The following is a 19936-nucleotide window of genomic DNA, read 5'->3' as shown; positions in this document are numbered from 1 at the left end:
CGTCGTGACGTTGGTCGAAAACACTCGGACAGTAACGAGCATGGCCGCCTTTCCTCAAGACGGCCATGCTGACCTTCCGTGTCTGCGACAGAAGGCCGTTGCTCAGGCGATAGGCGTCATCAGCAGGCTCGTTCCGTCGTGGCCAACCAGCATGTCCAGTGAGGTACCTGCATGGACGTCGACCGGCTGTGGGAAAGTGTGAAGAATCTGGAGCCAACCTCCATCATGATAGCCGTCGGGGTGGTTATCGAAAACCACACCCTCGATCAGATCGACCTTCATCCACTGGACGACCCCGACGGCGGAGCCGTTTGCCTGCACCGGCACCGATATCTTACGCAGCGCTGCAGAATGTTTGCGGGCGGTGAGATCCACGGCAGCGATCTCGAAATCGTCCGAAAGCCTGGTCCACTCGGTCATCGTGCCGTGAACGGGTAGGCGCAAAGGGGCGAGCGCATTGAACTGCGACATGTCGAAGCCGGAGACCTCGCCGACATGGGCATAGTTGGAAAGCGTTTCGCTGGCAACCAGGCAGCCGATGGCGGAGGCGGCGCGTGGAATGACGATCGCGTCCTCGCGGACCAGGCGGGCGTGGGCGTCCTCGAAGGTTTTCAGCACGCCTTCGGCAAGGAGATCGCTCGAAAGAATCTCGGAAATCAGGATGTCCGCGCGGGCTTTCATCTCTCTGCCGACAGAAAGTTCGGTCGAGGACTTTTCGAAGATGTCGATCTGTTCGCGATAACCATTGGCGGCGATGATCCTCTCCGCCGTCTGCGCTATGGCCGGCACACTCTCACAGGTCGCGATATTGGTGGCGCCAGCGCGCGCCGCCATCATCGACAGCAGACCGCTGCCCGCGCCTATATCGAGGATCTGCGCATCCGCTCCGCGCAGCTCTATGGCAAGGCGGATTGCCGCTTCAAAAGCATCGTTGCGTCGAGTGTCGTTCATCATGGCGATGTGCCAGAAGGGCACGATCAACGAGGAGATCCGTCTTATCTGATGCCAGGCATTGATATTGTCCGGCTGCAACCGCAGAACATGACGGAATTCGGCCAGCGCCTCCGGCTGCCGGCCGGAATCGGCCAATGCGACAGCGAGGTTGTTCCGCACGAGAGGATTTTCGGGTGACAGGCCACGTGCCATCTCATAGCAGCCGACCGCTTCCGCCGACCGGCCGAGCTGACGCAGCAGCGCACCTTTTTCCATCAGGGCGACGAGATGGCCGGGATTGAGACCGAGCAGCTTGTTCCAGTAGTAGAGAGCGGTTTCTGCATCACCTCTCTTTGCGACGACACTCGCCAGCAGCGGTAGGATATCTATCGTGCGATAGTCCTTGTGGAGGACTCGGACATAGGCTTTCTCGGCGCTTTCGAAATCGCCCGAGGCCTGAAAACTCATAGCGTCGCTCAGCGATTTTTGCGCGATCGAAACTCGCTCTTCAATATCGATACTGATCATTCCTGCTCCCTGGGCCTTCTCAAGACATGCGGGGGAGCCGCGGATCGAGCACACGCCATCGGCCGCGCAACCTACCCATGCATAGGAAATCACATGAGCGGGCGGCGGCTCGAAGGTTTCCGTGAGCGAACGACAAAACGAATCCTTCCCACAGGACCCTACGTTTGCCGTTCCGAAAAAGTTACCGAATTCTTAGGAAATTGCCCTGCCGCGGCTCAACGCCGCAAGTCTTCATTTTTTCGTGTGCCGATGTCATCCAGGAAGTTGACCACAGCGACATTAAACTCACCCGGTCGCTGCAGCGGCGCGAAATGGCTGACGCCTGTCAGATAGATCATCTCAGCGTTCGGAATGCTGCGGGCAAGATATTCGGCATGGTCGGGCTTGATGAATTCGTCGTGCTCGCCAAGCACGATTGCGACAGGCACGCGGATCAGGCCCAAGTCGGAAGCCTGATAATTCGGCTCCGTTCGCATCATCAGGCTGACCGCCTCGACGAATGGGTTGAAATCATCCGGCGTGGTGGACAATGCGCCATAGTCCTTGGCGTGCCGGCCGAAGCATCGGTCGATGACCGGGGTCGGGACGAATTCCCGCGTGCCGCTCGGATCCATGTTGCAGGCGAAGAAGAAGACGCCCTCGACCCGCGACGGCGCCGTCATGGCGAGGATCAAAGCGATGCAGGCGCCGTCGCTCCAGCCGATAATGGCCGCCTTGTCGAGATGCAGTTCGTCCATGACGGCAAGCACATCGGCAGCCATCAACTCATAGCTATAGGGACGGGAATCTCGGGTGCTTCTTCCATGGCCGCGGCTGTCGACAAGCACGACGCGGCGGCCACGGCGTAACAGTGCCGGGACCTGATAGCCCCAGTTGCCGCTGTGGCCGAGGCCGCCATGCAGCAGAATGACGGGCGGGCCGGCGCCATAGCTCGCATACCAGATACGGGCGCCGTCATGCGCGACATGACCGTCGACTGCCGCCGGCGGCAACGGCGCGGCGCCATGCGCTTCGAAATGGATGAGTTCGTCGTCGTCAACTTCCATAGTGATCAGACTCATTGTTGCCGCAGCATAGAAAAGCCGGAAAACAGCCCAAGAACAACCAGAATCGTTTTCTAGCCCTTGCGATGCAACCAGGGGGATCGGCATTGGGCAGGAAGTTTTTCTTTTGTGCGGCGGCAATCGCGATCGCCGCGGCGGGCGTCTACCTCAACAATACCAGCCTGCTCGCCGAACATCGGCCGGGAAAGCCGGTGCTGCTCGCCCATCGCGGCATCGCCCAACGGTTCGACGAAACCGATCTCAAGAACGACACCTGTACGGCGAGCCGCATGCTGCCGCCGAATCACGATTATCTGGAAAACACCATTCCGTCGATGCAGGCAGGCTTTGCGGCGGGCGCCGATATCGTCGAGATCGACATACATCCGACGACGGACGGGCAGTTTGCGGTTTTTCACGACTGGACGCTCGACTGCCGCACCGACGGGCATGGCGTCACCCGCGAGCATTCGATGGCTGACATGAAGAGGCTCGACATCGGCTATGGCTATACCGCCGATGGCGGCAAGACCTTTCCCTTTCGCGGCCGGGGCATCGGGATGATGCCGACGCTTGCCGAGGTGCTGTCGACCTTTCCGGATCGGCGCTTCCTCATCAACGTCAAGAGCCGCGATCCTTCCGAGGGCGAAAAGCTCGCCACCGTGCTCAACGGGCTTTCCCCCGCACGACGGGCGGAGATCATCGTCTATGGCGGCGACGAGCCGATCGACGTCGTGCGCCGGATGGCACCCGATATCAAGACTGCCTCGCGCAAGAGCCTGAAGAGCTGCCTCACCGGCTATATCGGCTATGGCTGGACCGGCCTGCTGCCGGACGAATGCAAACATGCGATGATGCTGGTGCCGATCAATATCGCGCCGTGGCTCTGGGGCTGGCCGGATCGTTTTCTCAACCGGATGCAGGATGCCGGGACCGACGTCTTCGTGCTCGGCCCCTATCGCGGCAATGATTTTTCCACCGGCATCGACGACCCCGCGCAACTGGCGCGGCTGCCGCCGAACTATGCGGCGGGCATATGGACGAACGAGATCGAAGCGATTGGCAAACTTATGAAATAAGTGTCAGAGACTACGCGCCCGCAGCAATGCCGGGATCTCCTCCGGTGAGACCGGTTTGGAGAAGCGGAAGCCTTGCGCCTCCTCGCAGTGGGCCTGGCGCAGGAAATCCATCTGGGCGTCGGTTTCGACGCCTTCGGCGAGAACCGAGAGCTTCAGCGTCTGCGCCAGCGAAATGACCGCCGAGGCGATGGCGACTGCGGTCTTGTCGCCCGGCAGGGCCTCGACCAGCGAGCGGTCCATCTTCAGGCGGTCGAAAGGGAAGGTCTTCAGCGCCGCCAGGCTGGAATAGCCGGAGCCGAAATCGTCGATCGACAGGCGCACGCCCAGCCCCCGCAGCGTTTCCATCATGGCAAGCGCCCGTTCGGCATTCTGCATCACCACGCTTTCGGTGACTTCAAGCTCCAGCCAGCGGGACTGCAGGCGGTGGCGCTCGAGCGCCTCGGCGACATGGGTTGCGAAGTCCGGATCGGCGAACTGTTTGGCCGAGACATTGACGGCGATTGTCAGCGGCGCCAGGCCCATGTCCTGCCATTGGCGCGCCTGGCGGCAGGCCTCGTTCAGTACCCAGAGACCGAGGGGAACGATCAGGCCGGTCTCTTCGGCGAGCGGAATGAAATTGACCGGCGGCACCCTGCCCTTTGCCGGATGGTTCCAGCGCACCAGCGCCTCGAGGCCGGTGATGCGGCCGGTGGCGACATCAACCTGCGGCTGGTATTGGAGGAACAGCTGGTCGCCGGTGATCGCCTGATGCAATTCTTCGTGCTCGCCGAGCGGCATTCCGACCGGCGTGCTGCCGCCTTCGTGATGTTGCAATGTGTTGCGGCCGAGTTCCTTGGCGCGGTACATGGCGCGGTCGGCATTGGCGAGGAGCTCTTCCGAGGTTGCGCCATCGAAGGGGAAGGCGGCAACGCCGATGCTCGAGGTGACGGTGATTTCGCCGTCCGCCCCGCGAATCGGCCGGTTGATCGCCTTCTGCAGCTCGCGAAGGCGGCGCGTGATGCCGGCATCATGGCTTGACTGGTGGACGAGCACGACGAGGAATTCGTCGCCGCCGAGTCGTACCACCATATCAGACGCCCTGACGCTATTGGCCATGCGGGTGGCGATCTCCTTCAGCACCTCGTCGCCGGCAGCGTGGCCGCGGCCGTCATTGATGTCCTTGAAATTGTCGAGATCGATATAGGCGACGGTCACCTTGCGGTTGTTGCGCCGGGCCTGGTCGAGGATGCTCGCCAGCCGTTCCTTGAGGAAGGCGCGGTTCGGCAGGCCCGTCAGATCGTCATGATGGGCCATGAAATGAATGCGGTCGTCGACACGCTTGCGCTCGATGGCGATGCCGGCGATATGGGTGGCGAGCGCCACCAGCGTCATCTCGTGGTCGGTGGGACGGCGGACTTCCCTGGAATAGAGCGCGAAAGTGCCGAGCACGTTGTTCTGTGAGGTGGCGATCGGCGTCGACCAGCAGGAGCGGAAGCCGAACGGGGCGATCAGGGCGCGAAAATCCTCCCAGAGCGGATCACTCATCACGTCGTCGACGATCACGGTCTGACCGCGCCAGGCGGCGGTGCCGCAGGAGCCGACCTTGGGACCGATCGTAACGCCGTCGATGAGCCGGCTGTAGCCGCCAGGCAGATTGGGAGACGCGCCGTGATAGAGCCTGGTGCCCTCGCTGTCGAGCAGCAGCACCGATCCGTCAATCCCATCCAGCTGCGCCTCGATCATCAGCACGAGCGCCTCGAGGATCATCGGCAGCGGCTCGTTGCGGGCGATCATTTCGAGCAGGCTCGCCTGGCCGCGATGCAGATCCTCCTGGCGCTTGCGTTCGGTGATATCACGGGAAACACCGATCAGACCGACGATTTCGCCACGATCATTGCGCAGCGGTATCTTCGAAGTCAGCCGGCATATCGGTCTTCTGCTGCCGGGAAGAACGTAGGATTCCTCCATGTCGATGCGGGCTTCGCCCGTCGCCATGATCTGCTGCTCGATATCGAAATGGTGGCGCGCCGTCTCGAAATCGAACAGGTCGAAGTCGCGCTTGCCGGTCATCAGCGCAGCACTCTCCAGGCCAAGGCTGCTGGCGGTGACTGTATTGGCGAAGACGAAGCGGCTGTCACGATCCTTGACATAGAGAAAGTCGGGAAGTTCGTGGACGATTTCCTTGAGGCGCAGGTTCTCGATACCTTCGGAGAGGTGGTGGGCGGTCGATGCCATCATTGCCTCCGTCGCGGCGATGATGCGTCGCGTTTCGGCCGTCTGGGCATCGGTTGATTCCCATCGCCTGGCACCCAATTCGCGCATGACGCCATTCCCCCTGCGGCCGAAGGCCGTATTCCACACCCGCATAATAGAAATTCCCTTAAAAGTAGTCCTCATTTCCTTCGGCTTGCTTAAATGAAAGGGTGAACAAGACGACAATATAAGCGGCGATATCCTGCCGTCGCGCTCGGTCACAACTGCAATTTCGCCGGCCTTTGCCAAGCTTGTGCCAAAAGAATACATGCGCGCCTGGCACGTTTCCTGCTACGGGCGCGCTATGACAAGTGATCCCCGGATGCCTTCACGCCGCGACATGCTTTTATTCCTCGCTGCCTCGGCCGTTGCGGGAGGGGCATCGCGCGCCCTCGCCTCGCCGCGGACGGCAGCCGGTCAGCCCGATCTGCGCGGGGCGATCGACGCGGTGGAATATCGCGCCATTCCCGAAAGCGGCGACCGCAAGACCGGCAACCTTGAGCAGATGATCGAACGGGCGGCGCGCGAGAACGTGCCGGTGTTCCTGCCGCCCGGCACCTACCGGGTCTCCAACCTCACTTTGCCGGACAATACGCGTATCACTGGCGTGCCCGGCGCCTCGCGGATCGTCTATACCGGCGACGGCCATCTCTTTTCGGCCGAGAACGTGCGGCGCATCGAGCTTTCCAATCTCGTCATCGACGGCGGCAACCGCCGGCTTGGCGATTATGCCGGCGGGCTTCTGCAATTCACCGGCGTCGACGAGGTGCTGATCGACAATTGCGAGATCGGCGGCAGCCGCAAACACGGCCTGCAACTGGAGCGCTGCGGCGGGCGGATCGAGCGCAGCCGGATCTCGGGGGCTGCCCAATCCGGGCTTTACGCAGTGGATTCCAGCGCCCTGTCGGTCACCGGCAACACGGTCTCGGATTGCGGCAATGGCGGCATCCTGGTGCACCGCTGGAAAAAGGCGGAGGACGGCACTATCGTCTCCGGCAACCGCATCTTCAACATCCGCGCCAATGACGGCGGCACCGGGCAAAACGGCAACGGCATCAACATCTTCCGTGCCGACGGGGTGATGGTTGTGAATAACCAGATCTCCGATTGCGCGTTTACGGCGATCCGCGCCAATTCGGCCTCGGACATCCAGATCAGCAGCAACCAGTGCCGGCGATCCGGCGAGACGGCGATCTATGTCGAATTCGCCTTCGAGGGCGCCGTCGTCTCCGCCAACATGATCGACGGGGCGGCAAACGGCATTTCGATCGCCAATTTCGACGAGGGCGGCCGGCTGGCAAGCGTCACCGGCAATGTCGTGCGCAACCTGACGCTGCGCGGCCCATACCAACACGAGGTCGGCTTCGGCATCGGCATTGCGGCCGAGGCCGACACGCTGATTTCAGGCAATGTGATCGAGGGCGCGCCGCGCTGGGGGCTGCAGATCGGCTGGGGTCCGTATCTGCGCAACGTCGTTGTGACAGGCAATGTGGTGCGCAGGGCCCCGGTCGGTTGCGCCGTCTCGGTCGCCGATGGCGCCGGGACCGCCGTCATCACCGACAACATCTTCCAGGAGATCACCGAAGGCGCGGTGTTAGGCTTCCAATGGGAGAAGAAAGTCTCCGGCGAGATGGCGGGCGGCGGCTCGCCCTATGCGCAGCTGACCGTCGAGCGGAACCGTATCTCCTGAAGGCCATCAAAAGCTTTCATCATCCCATCAGCCACAAGGACTTTTCCCACGCCGATCCGGCATTTACGGTCTCCCGGACACATCGAGGGGATATGGACATGCTGACAATCTACGGAGTCTATCGGTCGCGCGCCTCGCGCGTCTATTGGATGGCGGAGGAGCTTGGGGTCGAATTCCGCTCGGTGCCGGTGCTGCAGGCAAGGCGGCTGGCAGATCCGCTATCTGAGGATGCGCCGCTCAACACGCATTCGCTGGAATTCATTGCCGTCAACCCGATGGCGCAGATCCCCAGCATTCGGGATGGCGACCTCGTGATGCACGAGTCGCTGGCGATCAATCTTTACCTCGCGCGTAGACATGGCGGACCGCTTTCCGGCCAAACCGTCGAGGAAGACGGATTGCTGACGATGTGGACGGTCTGGGCGGCTGCGGAGGTCGAGCCACATACGGTGAAGATCGTACTCACCTATGATAACGAGCTCGAAAACAGCGAAGGCGGCCAACAGACGATCGCGGTTGCCTGCCGCTCGCTACGCAGGCCACTGGCGGTTCTCGAAGGCCACCTCGCCGACCGGCAATGGATCGTCGGAGACCGCTTTACCGTCGCCGATCTCAACCTTGCCGAGGTGTTGCGCTACGCCCAGACCGAGGAGGCGCTGTTCGATGCGCATCCGAATATCAAAGCCTGGATCGAGCGCTGCCAGACCCGCCCGGCCTACAAGGCGATGCAGGCGACCCGCGGCGAGGAGCCGATCGAAGTTTGAGGACTACGGGAAAAGGGCGAGCGTGCCGGCCATTTCCTCACGGATCCAGGCCTTGAAATCCTTCACCTTCTTCGGCTCGCGCGTGCCTTCAGCGGTGACGAAGTAATGGCCGAAACCGGTCGGCGCGCGAATGCCGAAAGGGGCGGCGAGCCGGCCTTCGGCGAGCGCAAAGGCGGCAAGGGTCTGCCAGGCGAGCATAACGCCCTGGCCTGCAATCGCCGCATCGAGGCAGAGCGAGGCATCGTTGAAGACGTGGCGAGTCGAAAGCGTGGCACCTGATAGTCCGACCTCGCGCATCCAGACCTCCCAGGTGAACATGGCATGGCCATCGATGATGGCAGGCAGTTGGAGGATATCGGCGGGCTCTTTCAATGTCGCGGCCATATCAGGGGAACAGACGGGAAAGACCTCCTGTGCCAGCAGCAGTTCAGCCTTCACATCCGGCCATTTGCCGTTGCCGACGCGGATGCCGATATCGACATCACAAAGCGCCGGATTGACGAGATTGGTCGTCGCATCCAGCCGCAGCTTGATGTCGGGATGGCGCTCGGCGAATCGATCCAGCCGGTAGACGAGCCAGCGGGCGGCGAAAACCGGCGCCACCGAGATCGTCAGGATCGTATCGTCCTTGCGGCTCGCGATCGACACCGCTGCCGAAAGACGAGCAAAACCCTCGTCGAGCGCCAGGAGCACCGGCCGGCCGGCTTCGGTGGCGATCATGCCCCTGGCGGTGCGCTCGAAGATCACCTGACCAAGCTGGGCTTCGGCCTTGATGACCTGCTGGCTGACGGCGCCAACCGAGACGCCGAGTTCGTCGGCGGCGGCCTGGAGCGAGCCGAGACGACCGACGGCCTCCAGCGCGCGCAGGCCGTTGAGATGGACCATATTCAAGTTCTTCATATAGTTTTTCTATACCGGCTCAGCGTTATTCTCAATTGAAAATCTGCCTGCTGGGGCCGACATTGCAAGCATAGGCAATCCATTCCAACGCAGAGCGTCGGCCAGTTAGGATTACTCGGAGGCGTGAGCCGCTGGGGTGATCACATCCACGCCACGGAAGAAAGCGAGGCATGCCATGTCGTTGCTGAAGTTTTTCTTGAGGCCCGTCCTTCATCTGGGCAGTGCGGAAATTGCAGATTCTCCTGCCTGGAAGGACGATCCGTTGCGGCATCCTGAGGTCGAGCGCATGTCGATGCGCGAAATCGCCGATCTGCCGCTCGGGATGCCGGCCGGCTTTCCCAAAGAGGCCAAGCCGCCGCTGGCGAAATGCGCCTGAAGATATGGTAGGTTCGCCCTGGCAGAAAGGGCGGAACCATGGCCGGCAATGTCGATGCAATCTTCGAACGCCTGAAGCGGCTGGCGGCGGAAGCCGGGCTGCCTGATGTCGAGGAGAGCACCTCCTACGGCAATCCGGCGCTGAAGGTCGACGGCAAGAGTTTCGTTGCGGTGAAGAATGCCGAGACGATCGTGATCTCGATTTCGCTCGACGACAAGGATCACCTGCTGGAGATGGCGCCTGACGTCTATTTTCAAACCGATCATTATGTCGGCTGGCCGCATCTGCCGGTGCGCGCCGCCGTGATCAGCGACGAGGAATTGCGGTTGCGGCTGATCGGCGCCTGGCTGTTCCGGGCGCCGAAGAAGCTTGCCGACGGTTTTAACGATCAGGCCCGATCGTAGGCCAGCGCCCGCTGGACGGCGGGGCGCTGCAGCATGCGGGCGTGGTGGTCGCTCGCCTTTTCGAAGCGGGCGGGATCGACGCCGTCCGACGGCAGCCAGTCGGTCATGACGAAGAGATAGGGATCGGCGAGCGAATAGGCTTCGCCCATCACCCATGGGCCTTCGAACATCGTCTGCTCGATCAACGTGAAACAATCGGCCATATTCTGCGGCACCTTGGCCTTCATCGCCTCGATGGCCGCCGGCTCGTCCGCCCAGCGCGAGCCGCGCGGGCGATGCGCATGGTTCACATGCACGGTCGAGCAGATATAGCTGTTGAAGGACTGCAGCCTGGCAAACTCGAAAGGATCGTCAAGCGGCGCCAGCTTGGCGGCCGGCGCGCTCTGGGCGATATAGGCCAAGATCGCCGGCGTTTCCGTCAGCACGCCATAATCGGTGACCAGTGCCGGCACCCGGCCCTTCGGGTTGATCTTCAGATAATCCGGCGAGCGCTGCTCGCCATCGCGGAGGCTGATCTTCTTGACTTCGAAGGCCAGGCCGGATTCTTCCAGGGCAATAAGGCTTGCGAGCGCGCAGGTTCCCGGAGCGTAGTATAGTGTCAGCATGGTTCTCGACTCCCTTTCGGCAAGGGTTATAGCGTAGGGGTGCGCGGGTCGGAACTGGTGAGATTGGGTTTTGCTTCTCCATCGGGACAAGGGTGGGTGCGTGCGAGTGTGAGAGCATGATCGGTGTGCCGCGCCGCGCCCCTCATCCGGCTGCCGCCTCCTTCTCCCCGCTTGCGGGGAGAAGGGACATGCCGCACCGGCTTTCCCCGACCTCGACGCTGCGTTTGCCACGTCCCCTCGCCCCGTTTTTACGGGGAGAGGGTTAGGGTGAGGGGCAGATCTTGCACTAACTTGCCTTGTCAGCCAACGCAGCCGGATACGATAGGTACCCCTTCTCCCTCCGGAGAGAAAACACGTTCCCTCACCCGCAGCCCGGCACGTCTTCCAGCCTGTGCCAGACCGGGATGCCGCGTTCCCGGGCGATGCGGACGTCGTTGTCCGCCCCTTTGGAATCGCCCGGCAGGCGCAGCACGCCTTCGCAGAGCTGCAGCAGCCGGCCGGCGACCGGGTGGAAGATCTCTTCGTAGAGCGCGTCGCCGACCGACCGGCCGCCGGCGGCATGCCAGATCGGCAGGGCAACCCATTCGCCGATCATCGGCACATGGCCGGCTTCAAACAGCGCGTGCGAGGGCGCTTCCAGCCGCTTCAGGTTGGCGGCCATCTTTTCCGGGTCGTCGCCGGTTCCGGACCGATAGGGCCCGGCAATCAAAATCAACATGATCCACTCCTTCGCTCCGCTTTATGCGTGAGCATTTTCCCGGCCTCATGCACGGGATTTCGTGAAAATGAACGATATTTCTTGAATGTCGAGTCACTTCGTGCAATATCGGGCTATTATGTTTAATTTCATGCAGAGAGACGATGCTGACAACCCAACGCAAGGCCCTCATTCTCGACATCCTGCGCCGTGACGGCCAGGTGATCGCCAAACGCGTCGCCGAGGATTTCGCGCTTTCGGAGGACACTATCCGGCGTGACCTCCGGGAAATGGCGGCGGAGGGGCTGTTGAAACGAGTGCATGGCGGGGCGATGCCGCTGGCGCCTGATCTGCCGGATTTTACCGCCCGGCGCAGCGTGTCGTCGCAGATCAAGGCACGGCTGGGGGCGGCGGCGGCGGCGATGGTGAAGCCCGGTCAGATGATCTTCCTCGACGGCGGCACGACGACGGCGGAGATCGCCAGGCACTTGCCGCGCGACATGCCGCTGACGGTTGCGACCCACAGCCCGACGATTGCCGCCGAACTCGAACACCACCCGACAGCCGAGGTGATCCTCGCCGGCGGACGGCTCTACAAACATTCGATGGTGGCGACGGGGGCAGCGGCGATGGCGGCGATCTCGCAGCTTCGCCCCGACCTCTTCTTCCTCGGGGTGACGGCCGCCCATCCGGTGCACGGGCTTTCCACCGGCGATTTCGAGGAAGCGGCGATCAAGCGGCACATCGCCCGCTGCGCGGCTGAAACGCATGTGCTGCTGACCGAGGAGAAGTTCGACCTCGTCTCGCCCTGCCCCGTGCTTGGCATTTCCGAGGTGGCGGGGCTGATCGTGCCGGCGGAGATGACGGCTGAACAGCTGAAACCCTATCGCGATCTCAACGGCGCAATCGCCGCAGCATGATGGTGCTGCGGGAGGGCTGCGGTGCTGCAGCATGCGGCAAGAGGCTTGCGGCAAGGGCCGCGATGAAGGCCGCCAACACGGCATAGGCCGGCGCCATGCTGCCGGTTCCAAAGGTCAGCACCATCTGCAGATATGGCTGCGCCAGCGCGATGACGACGGAAAGTGCCGGCATGTCGAGCAGTGTCCCGGCGATCCGCGACAGTTCCGGCATGAAGGCTACGCCGGCAAGCGCGCCGTAGACCGCCGTCAGGCGGCGTGTGAGGCGCAAGGGCACCGAGGCTGCAAGAGGCAGCATGTCGCCATCCTCGAGCGCAAACATGAGATAGATGACAAAGGCCGCCAGAAACAGGAAGGCGACCGGCAGCACCGCCAGGGTGGTGGGTTGCGTCAGAGCCGCCGCATCCGCTGCAACGAAGAGGAGGATCGGCGTGGAGGCGACGAACCAGACAGCGACGACCGGTCCCCAGAACCAGATGAGCGAGAGCGTGTGAAGACGCAGCAGCGTTGCCATGAAGAGCACGCCGATTGCAGCCCAGATGCAGGCGGGTTTGAGCATGCCCGATATCAGCCGGAGGACCGGCTCGCAGGCGCCGGCCATATCGCCGCAGCCGGACAGCTGGATCGTGAGCCAGGTGATATAATCGAGGCTCAGCGCAGCGAACATGAAGATGCCGATCCCCATCAGCATCCACCAGAGATAGCGGCCTGCAAACATGCCCTGCCCTCACGGCTTCCAGGACTGTGCTCACGTCGCCGCGAAAGGGTGCATCCGCGATCGCAGGACGTATCCCTCTTTATATTAGGCAATTCTTATTTTTCTAATAACTTATATATGTAAGCTCGCAGTCATCCGGCCAAGGCGGAGGTGACCCTGATATCGCCGACATGGATGCCGTTCCAATTGCGCATCGGCGTTGCGGCATGAGCCATCAATGCCGCATGCACCTCGCTCTCCGCCTCGAAGAAGCGGGCGAGGGTCGCCGCCACCATGGCTTCGGCAGCGCGGGTCATGCCATCCTCGCATTTGAGCGCGATGGCGATGCCCTTTTCCGGGATCGCCGCGCAGAAGACGCCTTCGGCACCTGTCTTGCAGAAGATGCGGCCGGGGGCGATCTGCATCAGCGCCGTGCAGGCGCGGCCGGAGCCGGCGACATAGAAGGGCTCGGCCATGCAGGCCTCGATCAGCCGGCGGGATGCCTTGGCGCGCAAGGGTTCCAGGCCGGTGCCGGTCGCCATTTTGGCAAAACCATGGGCCAGGCTGCGTAGCGGCACGGCATAGGTCGGGATCGAGCAGCCGTCGGTGCCGCAGCTATCGGCGCCAATCACGGCGCCGGTCAGGCTTTCCATCACCGCGCGGATCTCGATCTGCAGCGGGTGCTGGGTGCCGACATAACCCTTCGGATCGAGGTCCTGATGGCAGCAGGCGCAGATGAAACCGGCATGTTTTCCCGAGCAATTGTTGTGCAGCGCGGTCGGCGCCTCGAGCGTGCGGGCCTGATGGATCAGGGTCTTCTGGCTCATGGACCAGTGGGCGCCGCATTCCAGCGCTTGCGCATCGCGACCGGCACGCAACAGCATGGAGGAGGCGAGCGCCACGTGCTCGTCCTCGCCATTGTGCGAGGCGCAGGCCAGCGCCAATTCCTTGTCACCGAAGCCATAGGCATCGGCAGCACCGCTCTCGACCAGCGGCAGCGCCTGCATCGCCTTGCAGGACGAGCGCGGAAAGACCGCGACCTCGATGTTGCCCAGCGAGAAGACAAGCTTGCCATCGCCATCGACCACAGCCACCGAGCCGCGATGGCGACTTTCGACGAGCAGGCCTCGGGTGACTTCGACGGTGACGGGATTGGTCATGAGCTCTCATCCGGATGCTGGCGGGATGCGCAGTCCATAACGCGTCACGCGGGGAAAGCCAACGGGGTTTAGGCTGCCCCTCACCCTAACCCTCATATGCGCTAGGTTAAGCGAGCGTGTAGATCGTCGCATTGTTTTCGGCGTCGTCGCGGCGGCTCACAGAGGTGGCGACGACTTCGCGTGACGAGATTACAGACGGCCTGCCACAGAAGTGGTCCGCGGATGGCGGCGCAAATGGTGGCCAGGGCGATCTTCATGAGACGCCAGCGCGATGGGCTTGCCAATGGGGGGCTAGCCAGTGGGGTTGCCACATCCAGAGGGGGGAGAGTCCGGGACTTGCCCGGCAATCTGTTCGGCGATGATGGCGACGATCAGTCTGGCGTAGAGCCATGCCCGGGCCAGTTCCGGCTTCTTGGCCGGCAAGCTGTCGAGGCCGGCCAGGCTCTTGAACCGTTTGAACGCCAGCTCGATTTGCCAGCGGAAGCGATAGAGGGTGAGGATATCGGCCGGCGGGAAGGTGGTGGCCGGCAGCGAGGTCAGCAGCAGAATGTACTTCGCCGCCTCGAGACTGCGCGGATCGGGTTTTTTGCCGTGCTTGCGGGCGGCTTTGAGCAGACGCTCCTGCTCGGCTTGGGCCTGTTGCGGATCCTTGCGTCGGACAATGAGGCGCAGGGCCAGCGGCGGTGGTGGCGGCGTCCCCGTCATGCCTTCGTGGACACGAACCTGCACCTCGCCTTCCTGCTCTTGCTGAGCGGCGAGTGCGGCAAACAGATCAAAGGGCTCGCCATTCGTCTGCAACAGGCGCAACGAGTTCCAGCCGGTCCGCACGATGAAGTCTGCACCGGCGTCGATCACCGGCCGCAGGTCGCGCGGTCTTGCATAGTAGCGATCGGCCAGCACGATATCGCCGGGTGCGTAGGTAAGGCGCTGAAGGTTCTCGGCACCATGGATGTCGGTCAACTCAAGCTGATCGACCTGAGCCGTTGCCAAGTTGTAGCCGACGTGTAACCGCCATGTCGTGCGGTCAGCGCCTGGATGGCAAATCGACGTTCCATCGAGCACACGCAAGCGATATCCCGCAAAGCGCCCCGTCGGCACTTTGGCCTGTTCGGCAATCAGCGCGGCCACGATGTCGCCAAGCCAAGGCGCCGCTTTGCACAGCCGCTCAAGCAGCGATGGGTCTGACAAACGGGCGATCCCGCCCGCTTCGGCCCATGCACAGGTCTCGCGTAGCGACATGCCAAGGCCGCCATAGGCAAGTGCCAGCCGCAACAGCGTCTCGGCATTCTTGATTTCCCGCACCCGCGTAAAAGCACCGCGCAACCGCGCCGTTGCTTCCAAGTCAAAACCCGCCGGAAGCCGCTCGCGCACTTCCGGCCAATGATCCAAAACCTCAGGACGAATCTTCATCCAAAGCTTGAATCACAACCAGATTCCTTATGTCCAGGGCTAAACCTAGCGCATATGACCCTAACCCTCTCCCCGTTCTGACGGGGAGAGGGGACGTGCCATGCGCGAGGTGATCGAGGGACGGAGAGGGTGCGGCATATCCCCTTCGCCCCGCAAGAGGGGGTCCGAAGGACCGGGGCGAGACACGTGGCTCGACCCAGGCAGAGGTGGCGGCAGCCGGATGAGGGGCTTTTGTGGTCTCAGCCCCATCGATATCGCGAACGCCTACCCTCCGGTCTGCGCTTTTCTATTCTCTTTCAACAACGATTTTCCGGAGGACACCGCCACTGTCAGGAACCTGGACTTCGATGGCTTTGCTCTTATTTCCGGGTTTCGCCTTGCCGCAAATTGCAATCGCAGCCCTCATGAGGCCTCTGTCAGTCATGCGCTCTCTGTCAGTCGGTATAACTGGCTTAAAAGTATCTGTGGCTTCTCTCGCCGATTCCCATGTCATCTGGAAACCACATCCCCTCATCACAAGATCCCGAAAGAAGTGTTGAACGAGCGGCCGACCATCAGGGGCAATGCTACTGCAACCTGCAACGGCGAAAGAAAGCACAACAGCGCCAATAAAGCGAAATTTCATTGTCCCCATCCAATTGATCAACCCCGGCGAGCACTAAGGGCAGAAGATTGATAGAGTCAATCGGCTGCGGGCACGGCGAGCATTTACCGGGCGAGCTAGGCGCTCGGCCTCGTTGCGGGCTCGGAGCGCGATCACATCGTCCAAATATTCATCACATAAATTGACCGAGGCGATCGAAAACTATCGTTTCTCTGATGGGTCCGATGCGACTAAGAGTGGTGCATCAGGAACCGTTCCCATGTCATCCACCTTTTCCTTGATCCTTCGCGACAACAGGATCCGCATCCCAACCGTGACCCTCGTCGCGCTCGCCTTCACCTATGCGTCGACCGCGCCCTATCAGTCGATCATCGGGATCAACGAACTCGGCATGAGCAACGGCGCCTATTCGGCACTGGTGTTCTTGTCTTCGATCGTCAACGTCACGACGAGCCTGACGCTCGGCATCTGGTCGGACAGGCTGAAGGAGCGCCGGCCGCTGGTGCTGGGGCTTTGCGTCGCCGGCATGCTCGGCTTCGGGTCGATCGCGCTCATTCATAGCCCCGCGGTCTTCATCTTCTCCACGCTGTTGCTGGTGCCGATGAGCAATTCCACCTATTCGCTGCTGTTTGCCAGCCTGCGCGCCAGGACCAACCAGATGGACCGTGGCCAGGGGGCGGCGATCACCGCAACGGTGCGGGCGCTCTTTTCCGGCTCATGGGCGCTGGCGCCGGGGTTGATCGGCCTCTATCTCGTCAGTTCGCCGTCGATGACGCCGGCCTATGGGATCGCGGCACTGGCAAGCTGCACCTGCTTCTGCCTGTATTTTTTCTTCGCACCCGGAAATGGCTCAGGCGGCACTGCCCCCGATCCAGTCGGCTTTTTTGCTTCGCTGCAACGGATTTTCGTGCCGCATGTGCTGTCGCGCGTCATCGTCATGGCGATGCTGTTCGGGCTGCAGCGGCTGAACGCCATGCTCCTGCCGCTGATCATCACCCGTGCGGCCGGCGGCACCGTGGTCGATGTCGGCTTCATTGCAGGCTTGACGGCGTTGCTCGAGATGCCGTTCATGATGATGTGGGGCTTTGCGCAGCGCCGCTTCCGAAGCGCGCATGTGCTTGCCTTCGGCGCGCTGATCTATTGCGTCTATCTGCTGCTGCTCGGCTTTGCTTCCGCACCCTGGCACGTCTACGCACTCCTCCTCTTCAATGCCTGTGGGGCGGCAGCGATCCTCAGCGTGCCGATCACCTATCTGCAGGACCTGATCGCGGACCGGCCGGGGCTTGGAACCTCGCTGATCTCGCTGAACACGTTCATTGGGGTTGGCATCAGCGCCGGTCTCTTCGCCTTCGGCACCGCGATCACCGATTATTCCGGCACCGCCTTCGTCGGCGCGGCAGCGGGTCTCGCATCGATCGGAGTGCTGCTCTATCTCGAAAGCAGCAGGCGGCAGGCGCGGCAACCGGCGTGAAATGCGGCGCTCCGATCGACAGGCGTCAATGCGGCGTGATGCGATAGGCGCAGCGGCGGGCGCCGGCGAGGATGTGTTCGCTGCGTTCGACCTCGGCGCTGAGGACGGCGCGGAAGGTTTCGAGTTCGGAGCGGCAGAAGCCGGCGCAGGCGGTGGCGGCCGCACAGATCGGGCAGTGGTTTTCGACCAGCATGAAGGAGCCGTCCGCTTGCCTCCAACAATCGGCCATATAGCCCTCGCGGGTGCGGATGCCGGCAAGGGCCTCGACGCGCGCGGCAAGGTCATGCGCCTTGCTGAGTTCCTGCCGATAACGCTGCAGCGTCTCGGCCTCGCGGGCGGCAATGACCGTATCGAGGGCTGCGGGGCCGAGCTGTTCGACGAGCGTACCAAGGAGGTTTGCCGTCAGCTCGGCATGGCCATCCGGGAACTGGCGGTTGCCGCTCGCCGTCAGGTGCCAGAGCTGGCGCGGCCGGCCCCTGCCCGCGGCGGCAACGGTGACCGGTTCCACCAGCCCCTCCTCCGCCATCTTCGACAGCTGCTGGCGGGCGGCCTCGCCCGATATGCCGAGCGCATCGCCGATCGCGGCGGCGAGCTGCGGGCCGTCGGTCTTTATCAGGATCAGGATCCGGTTGGCTGGGGACTGGCGCATATTTTCCAAGTCAAGTCTTGTTTAATTTGAGGCGGCGTGTAATTTTCCAATTTATAACTTGGAAAATAATCCTCCGCCAGCAAAAATCTCGGGGCCATCCCATGTCGAATATCGACCAGACTGCAACCATCCCCAACGCTAGCTCCCTCTTCCGCCTCTTTGCGCCCGAGCACCTGCCGGCAACCTTGATGCTGGCAGGCGGCGTGACGCTTTATGCGGTGGAGACTTACATCATGGCGACGATCGCGCCCTCGATCGTGCGCGATATCGGCGGCCTCGCGTTGTTTTCCTGGGTCACCAGCCTGTTCGTCGCCGCGGCCGTACTCGGCTCGATCTTTGTCGCCATGCGGCCGCGCGGCATCGGGCTTCGATCCGTCTATGTGGTCGCGGCGCTGGTCTTCGGCGTCGGCAGCCTGGTTGCCGCAGCCGCACCGTCGATGCCAGTGGTGTTGATCGGACGTGCGGTGCAGGGTCTCGGAACAGGCGCACTTGCCGCGCTCGGCTATGCCTTTATCCGCTTCGTTTATCCCGAGCCGCTATGGCCAAAAGCCTCGACGCTCTATGCGGCGATCTGGGGTGTGGCGACAGTCATCGGGCCGACGTTCGGCGGCTTCTTTTCATCCGGCCACGCCTGGCGCTACGCATTCATCGTGCTCGTGCCGCTCGGCCTGCTGATGGCCTTCCTGGCGCCGCGGCTGTTGCCAGAGGTCGAGGACGACCGCGAGCAGGTAAAGACGCCGATTGCCCAGATCGGGCTGCTGCTTGCCGCCGTCCTGATGGTCAGCACGGCCGGCGCGATCGAGACGACAGCCACGAAGGTCGCGCTGATCGCCGCTTCGGTCATCGCGGTCGCCGGCATGATCTTCATCGAGAGCCGAAGCCCGAACCGCCTGCTGCCCTCTGGCGCCGTCAGCCTTTCCCAGCCGATTTCCCGGGTCTACCTGGCGATGCTCGCCATGACCGTCGTTCTCGTCAGCGACGTCTTCATTCCCTATTTCCTGCAGACCCTGCATGGGGTGGCTCCACTCGCATCGGGTTATCTGGTGGCGCTGGTTGCCCTCGGATGGACGTTTGCGGCCTTCCTCAGCGGCTCGCTGACCGGCAGGCGGGCGTACGCGGCAATCGTCATTGGCGCCCTCATCGAGGCGGCGGCGACCGCTTGCCTCGCCGTCTTCCTCGCCAAGGACAATCCCGAGGGGCATATGCTCCTCATCGTGCCGGCGGCGATCGGCATGTTCATGATGGGCTTCGGCATCGGTCTCGGCTGGGCGCATCTCGTCGCCATGGTTTTGAGGCTCGTCGCCGACAACGAGAAAGACAAGGCTTCTGCCGCGATCCCAACAATGAGTTCGCTCGGTGGGGCGTTCGGGGCCGCCTTTGCCGGCGTCATCGCCAATGGCGCCGGCCTCGTTCATCCCGGCGGCATATCAGGCGCGCTTTCGGCAGCGCACTGGCTCTATCTGCTGATGGCGGTGCCAGGTGTTCTCGCCGTCGCGGTGTCGCTGACATTACCGCGCCGCGCGTCCGATAGGACGCACTAAGAGCGCCCTATCTCTTTGTTTTGGCGCAATTCCCGGCAAAAGCGCTTCGCACTTTGCCTGGCAAAACCGCTGCACACTTTTGCTGGAATTGCTCTTTGGTCTGGCGCAATTCCGGACGCAAAACCGCTGCACACTTTTGCTGGAATTGCTCTTTGGTCTGGCGCAATTCCGGACGCAAAACCGCTGCACACTTTTGCTGGAATTGCTCTTTGGTCTGGCGCAATTCCGGACGCAAA

General features: G+C 62.4%; 19 protein-coding genes. 8 read left to right on the top strand and 11 right to left on the bottom strand.

Going from position 1 to position 19936, the window contains the following annotated elements; all coding sequences use genetic code 11:
- Positions 1-102: 102 nt before the first annotated feature.
- Together AC245Y_RS04685 and AC245Y_RS04680 are read right to left on the bottom strand one after the other, a co-directional pair.
- Positions 103-1461 (bottom strand): tetratricopeptide repeat protein, encoded by a 1359-nt coding sequence (locus AC245Y_RS04685; protein WP_017993361.1) that lies wholly within the window; start codon positions 1459-1461, stop codon positions 103-105.
- A 215-nt stretch (positions 1462-1676) separates the two neighbouring features.
- On the bottom strand, positions 1677-2507 hold the full coding sequence (locus tag AC245Y_RS04680; protein WP_017993360.1) for an alpha/beta fold hydrolase: 831 nt from the start codon (positions 2505-2507) through the stop codon (positions 1677-1679).
- Between the two features lie 104 nt (positions 2508-2611).
- Here AC245Y_RS04680 and AC245Y_RS04675 point away from each other — a divergent pair, with 104 nt between their 5' ends.
- A complete protein-coding gene (locus tag AC245Y_RS04675) occupies positions 2612-3583 on the top strand; it encodes a glycerophosphodiester phosphodiesterase family protein (RefSeq protein WP_017993359.1) in 972 nt (323 codons plus the stop codon).
- 3 nt (positions 3584-3586) lie between these two features.
- On the opposite strand, the gene AC245Y_RS04670 is transcribed toward AC245Y_RS04675, so the two are convergent.
- Positions 3587-5884: a sensor domain-containing protein gene (locus AC245Y_RS04670; protein ID WP_026157285.1), complete on the bottom strand. Its 2298-nt coding sequence runs from the start codon at positions 5882-5884 to the stop codon at positions 3587-3589.
- A 253-nt stretch (positions 5885-6137) separates the two neighbouring features.
- On the opposite strand from AC245Y_RS04670, the gene AC245Y_RS04665 reads away from it, so the two are divergent.
- Together AC245Y_RS04665 and AC245Y_RS04660 are read left to right on the top strand one after the other, a co-directional pair.
- Entirely contained in the window at positions 6138-7505 is a 1368-nt protein-coding gene (locus tag AC245Y_RS04665; protein ID WP_017993357.1) for a TIGR03808 family TAT-translocated repetitive protein, read from the top strand.
- Between the two features lie 98 nt (positions 7506-7603).
- The gene (locus AC245Y_RS04660) at positions 7604-8269 is read left to right on the top strand and encodes a glutathione S-transferase family protein (protein ID WP_017993356.1); all 666 of its coding nucleotides are present in this window, start codon (positions 7604-7606) and stop codon (positions 8267-8269) included.
- Between the two features lie 3 nt (positions 8270-8272).
- Here AC245Y_RS04660 and AC245Y_RS04655 read toward each other — a convergent pair whose 3' ends face one another.
- The gene (locus AC245Y_RS04655) at positions 8273-9169 is read right to left on the bottom strand and encodes a LysR substrate-binding domain-containing protein (protein ID WP_012756564.1); all 897 of its coding nucleotides are present in this window, start codon (positions 9167-9169) and stop codon (positions 8273-8275) included.
- 175 nt (positions 9170-9344) lie between these two features.
- Here AC245Y_RS04655 and AC245Y_RS04650 point away from each other — a divergent pair, with 175 nt between their 5' ends.
- Positions 9345-9545: a hypothetical protein gene (locus AC245Y_RS04650; protein ID WP_012756563.1), complete on the top strand. Its 201-nt coding sequence runs from the start codon at positions 9345-9347 to the stop codon at positions 9543-9545.
- 38 nt (positions 9546-9583) lie between these two features.
- Positions 9584-9949 (top strand): MmcQ/YjbR family DNA-binding protein, encoded by a 366-nt coding sequence (locus tag AC245Y_RS04645; RefSeq protein WP_017993355.1) that lies wholly within the window; start codon positions 9584-9586, stop codon positions 9947-9949.
- Here AC245Y_RS04645 and AC245Y_RS04640 read toward each other — a convergent pair.
- The gene (locus AC245Y_RS04640) at positions 9934-10554 is read right to left on the bottom strand and encodes a glutathione S-transferase family protein (protein ID WP_003557618.1); all 621 of its coding nucleotides are present in this window, start codon (positions 10552-10554) and stop codon (positions 9934-9936) included. The two genes, AC245Y_RS04645 and AC245Y_RS04640, sit on opposite strands and share 16 nt — an antisense overlap.
- 361 nt (positions 10555-10915) lie before the next feature.
- Positions 10916-11272 carry a hypothetical protein gene (locus AC245Y_RS04635; protein ID WP_003546432.1) on the bottom strand — a complete coding sequence of 119 codons (357 nt, stop codon included), beginning with the start codon at positions 11270-11272 and terminating at the stop codon, positions 10916-10918.
- Positions 11273-11415: 143 nt separating this feature from the next.
- On the opposite strand from AC245Y_RS04635, the gene AC245Y_RS04630 reads away from it, so the two are divergent.
- On the top strand, positions 11416-12171 hold the full coding sequence (locus AC245Y_RS04630; protein WP_012756559.1) for a DeoR/GlpR family DNA-binding transcription regulator: 756 nt from the start codon (positions 11416-11418) through the stop codon (positions 12169-12171).
- Here AC245Y_RS04630 and AC245Y_RS04625 read toward each other — a convergent pair.
- The 4 genes from AC245Y_RS04625 to AC245Y_RS04610 all read right to left on the bottom strand — a co-directional run bounded on the left by AC245Y_RS04625 (position 12146) and on the right by AC245Y_RS04610 (position 16060).
- A complete protein-coding gene (locus tag AC245Y_RS04625; protein ID WP_017993354.1) occupies positions 12146-12886 on the bottom strand; it encodes a hypothetical protein in 741 nt (246 codons plus the stop codon). The genes AC245Y_RS04630 and AC245Y_RS04625 overlap by 26 nt on opposite strands.
- Positions 12887-13017: 131 nt before the next feature.
- Positions 13018-14025, bottom strand: coding sequence for an asparaginase (locus AC245Y_RS04620; protein WP_017993353.1), 1008 nt, complete (start codon positions 14023-14025; stop codon positions 13018-13020).
- A gap of 291 nt (positions 14026-14316) precedes the next feature.
- Positions 14317-15396, bottom strand: a complete 1080-nt coding sequence (locus AC245Y_RS04615; protein WP_245274000.1) for an IS4 family transposase — start codon at positions 15394-15396, stop codon at positions 14317-14319.
- Between the two features lie 325 nt (positions 15397-15721).
- Positions 15722-16060, bottom strand: coding sequence for a hypothetical protein (locus AC245Y_RS04610; protein WP_017993352.1), 339 nt, complete (start codon positions 16058-16060; stop codon positions 15722-15724).
- Positions 16061-16298: 238 nt separating this feature from the next.
- On the opposite strand from AC245Y_RS04610, the gene AC245Y_RS04605 reads away from it, so the two are divergent.
- Positions 16299-17510 (top strand): MFS transporter, encoded by a 1212-nt coding sequence (locus AC245Y_RS04605; protein WP_012756555.1) that lies wholly within the window; start codon positions 16299-16301, stop codon positions 17508-17510.
- Positions 17511-17535: 25 nt separating this feature from the next.
- Here the strand turns inward: AC245Y_RS04605 and AC245Y_RS04600 are convergent, their stop codons facing one another.
- Entirely contained in the window at positions 17536-18159 is a 624-nt protein-coding gene (locus AC245Y_RS04600; RefSeq protein WP_012756554.1) for a helix-turn-helix transcriptional regulator, read from the bottom strand.
- 101 nt (positions 18160-18260) lie between these two features.
- Between AC245Y_RS04600 and AC245Y_RS04595 the strand changes: the two genes are divergently transcribed.
- Entirely contained in the window at positions 18261-19700 is a 1440-nt protein-coding gene (locus AC245Y_RS04595) for an MFS transporter (RefSeq protein WP_017993350.1), read from the top strand.
- Positions 19701-19936 lie beyond the last annotated feature (236 nt).

The organism is Rhizobium sp. SRDI943 (assembly GCF_057653695.1).
This window is presented reverse-complemented; position numbering and strand designations above follow the sequence as displayed.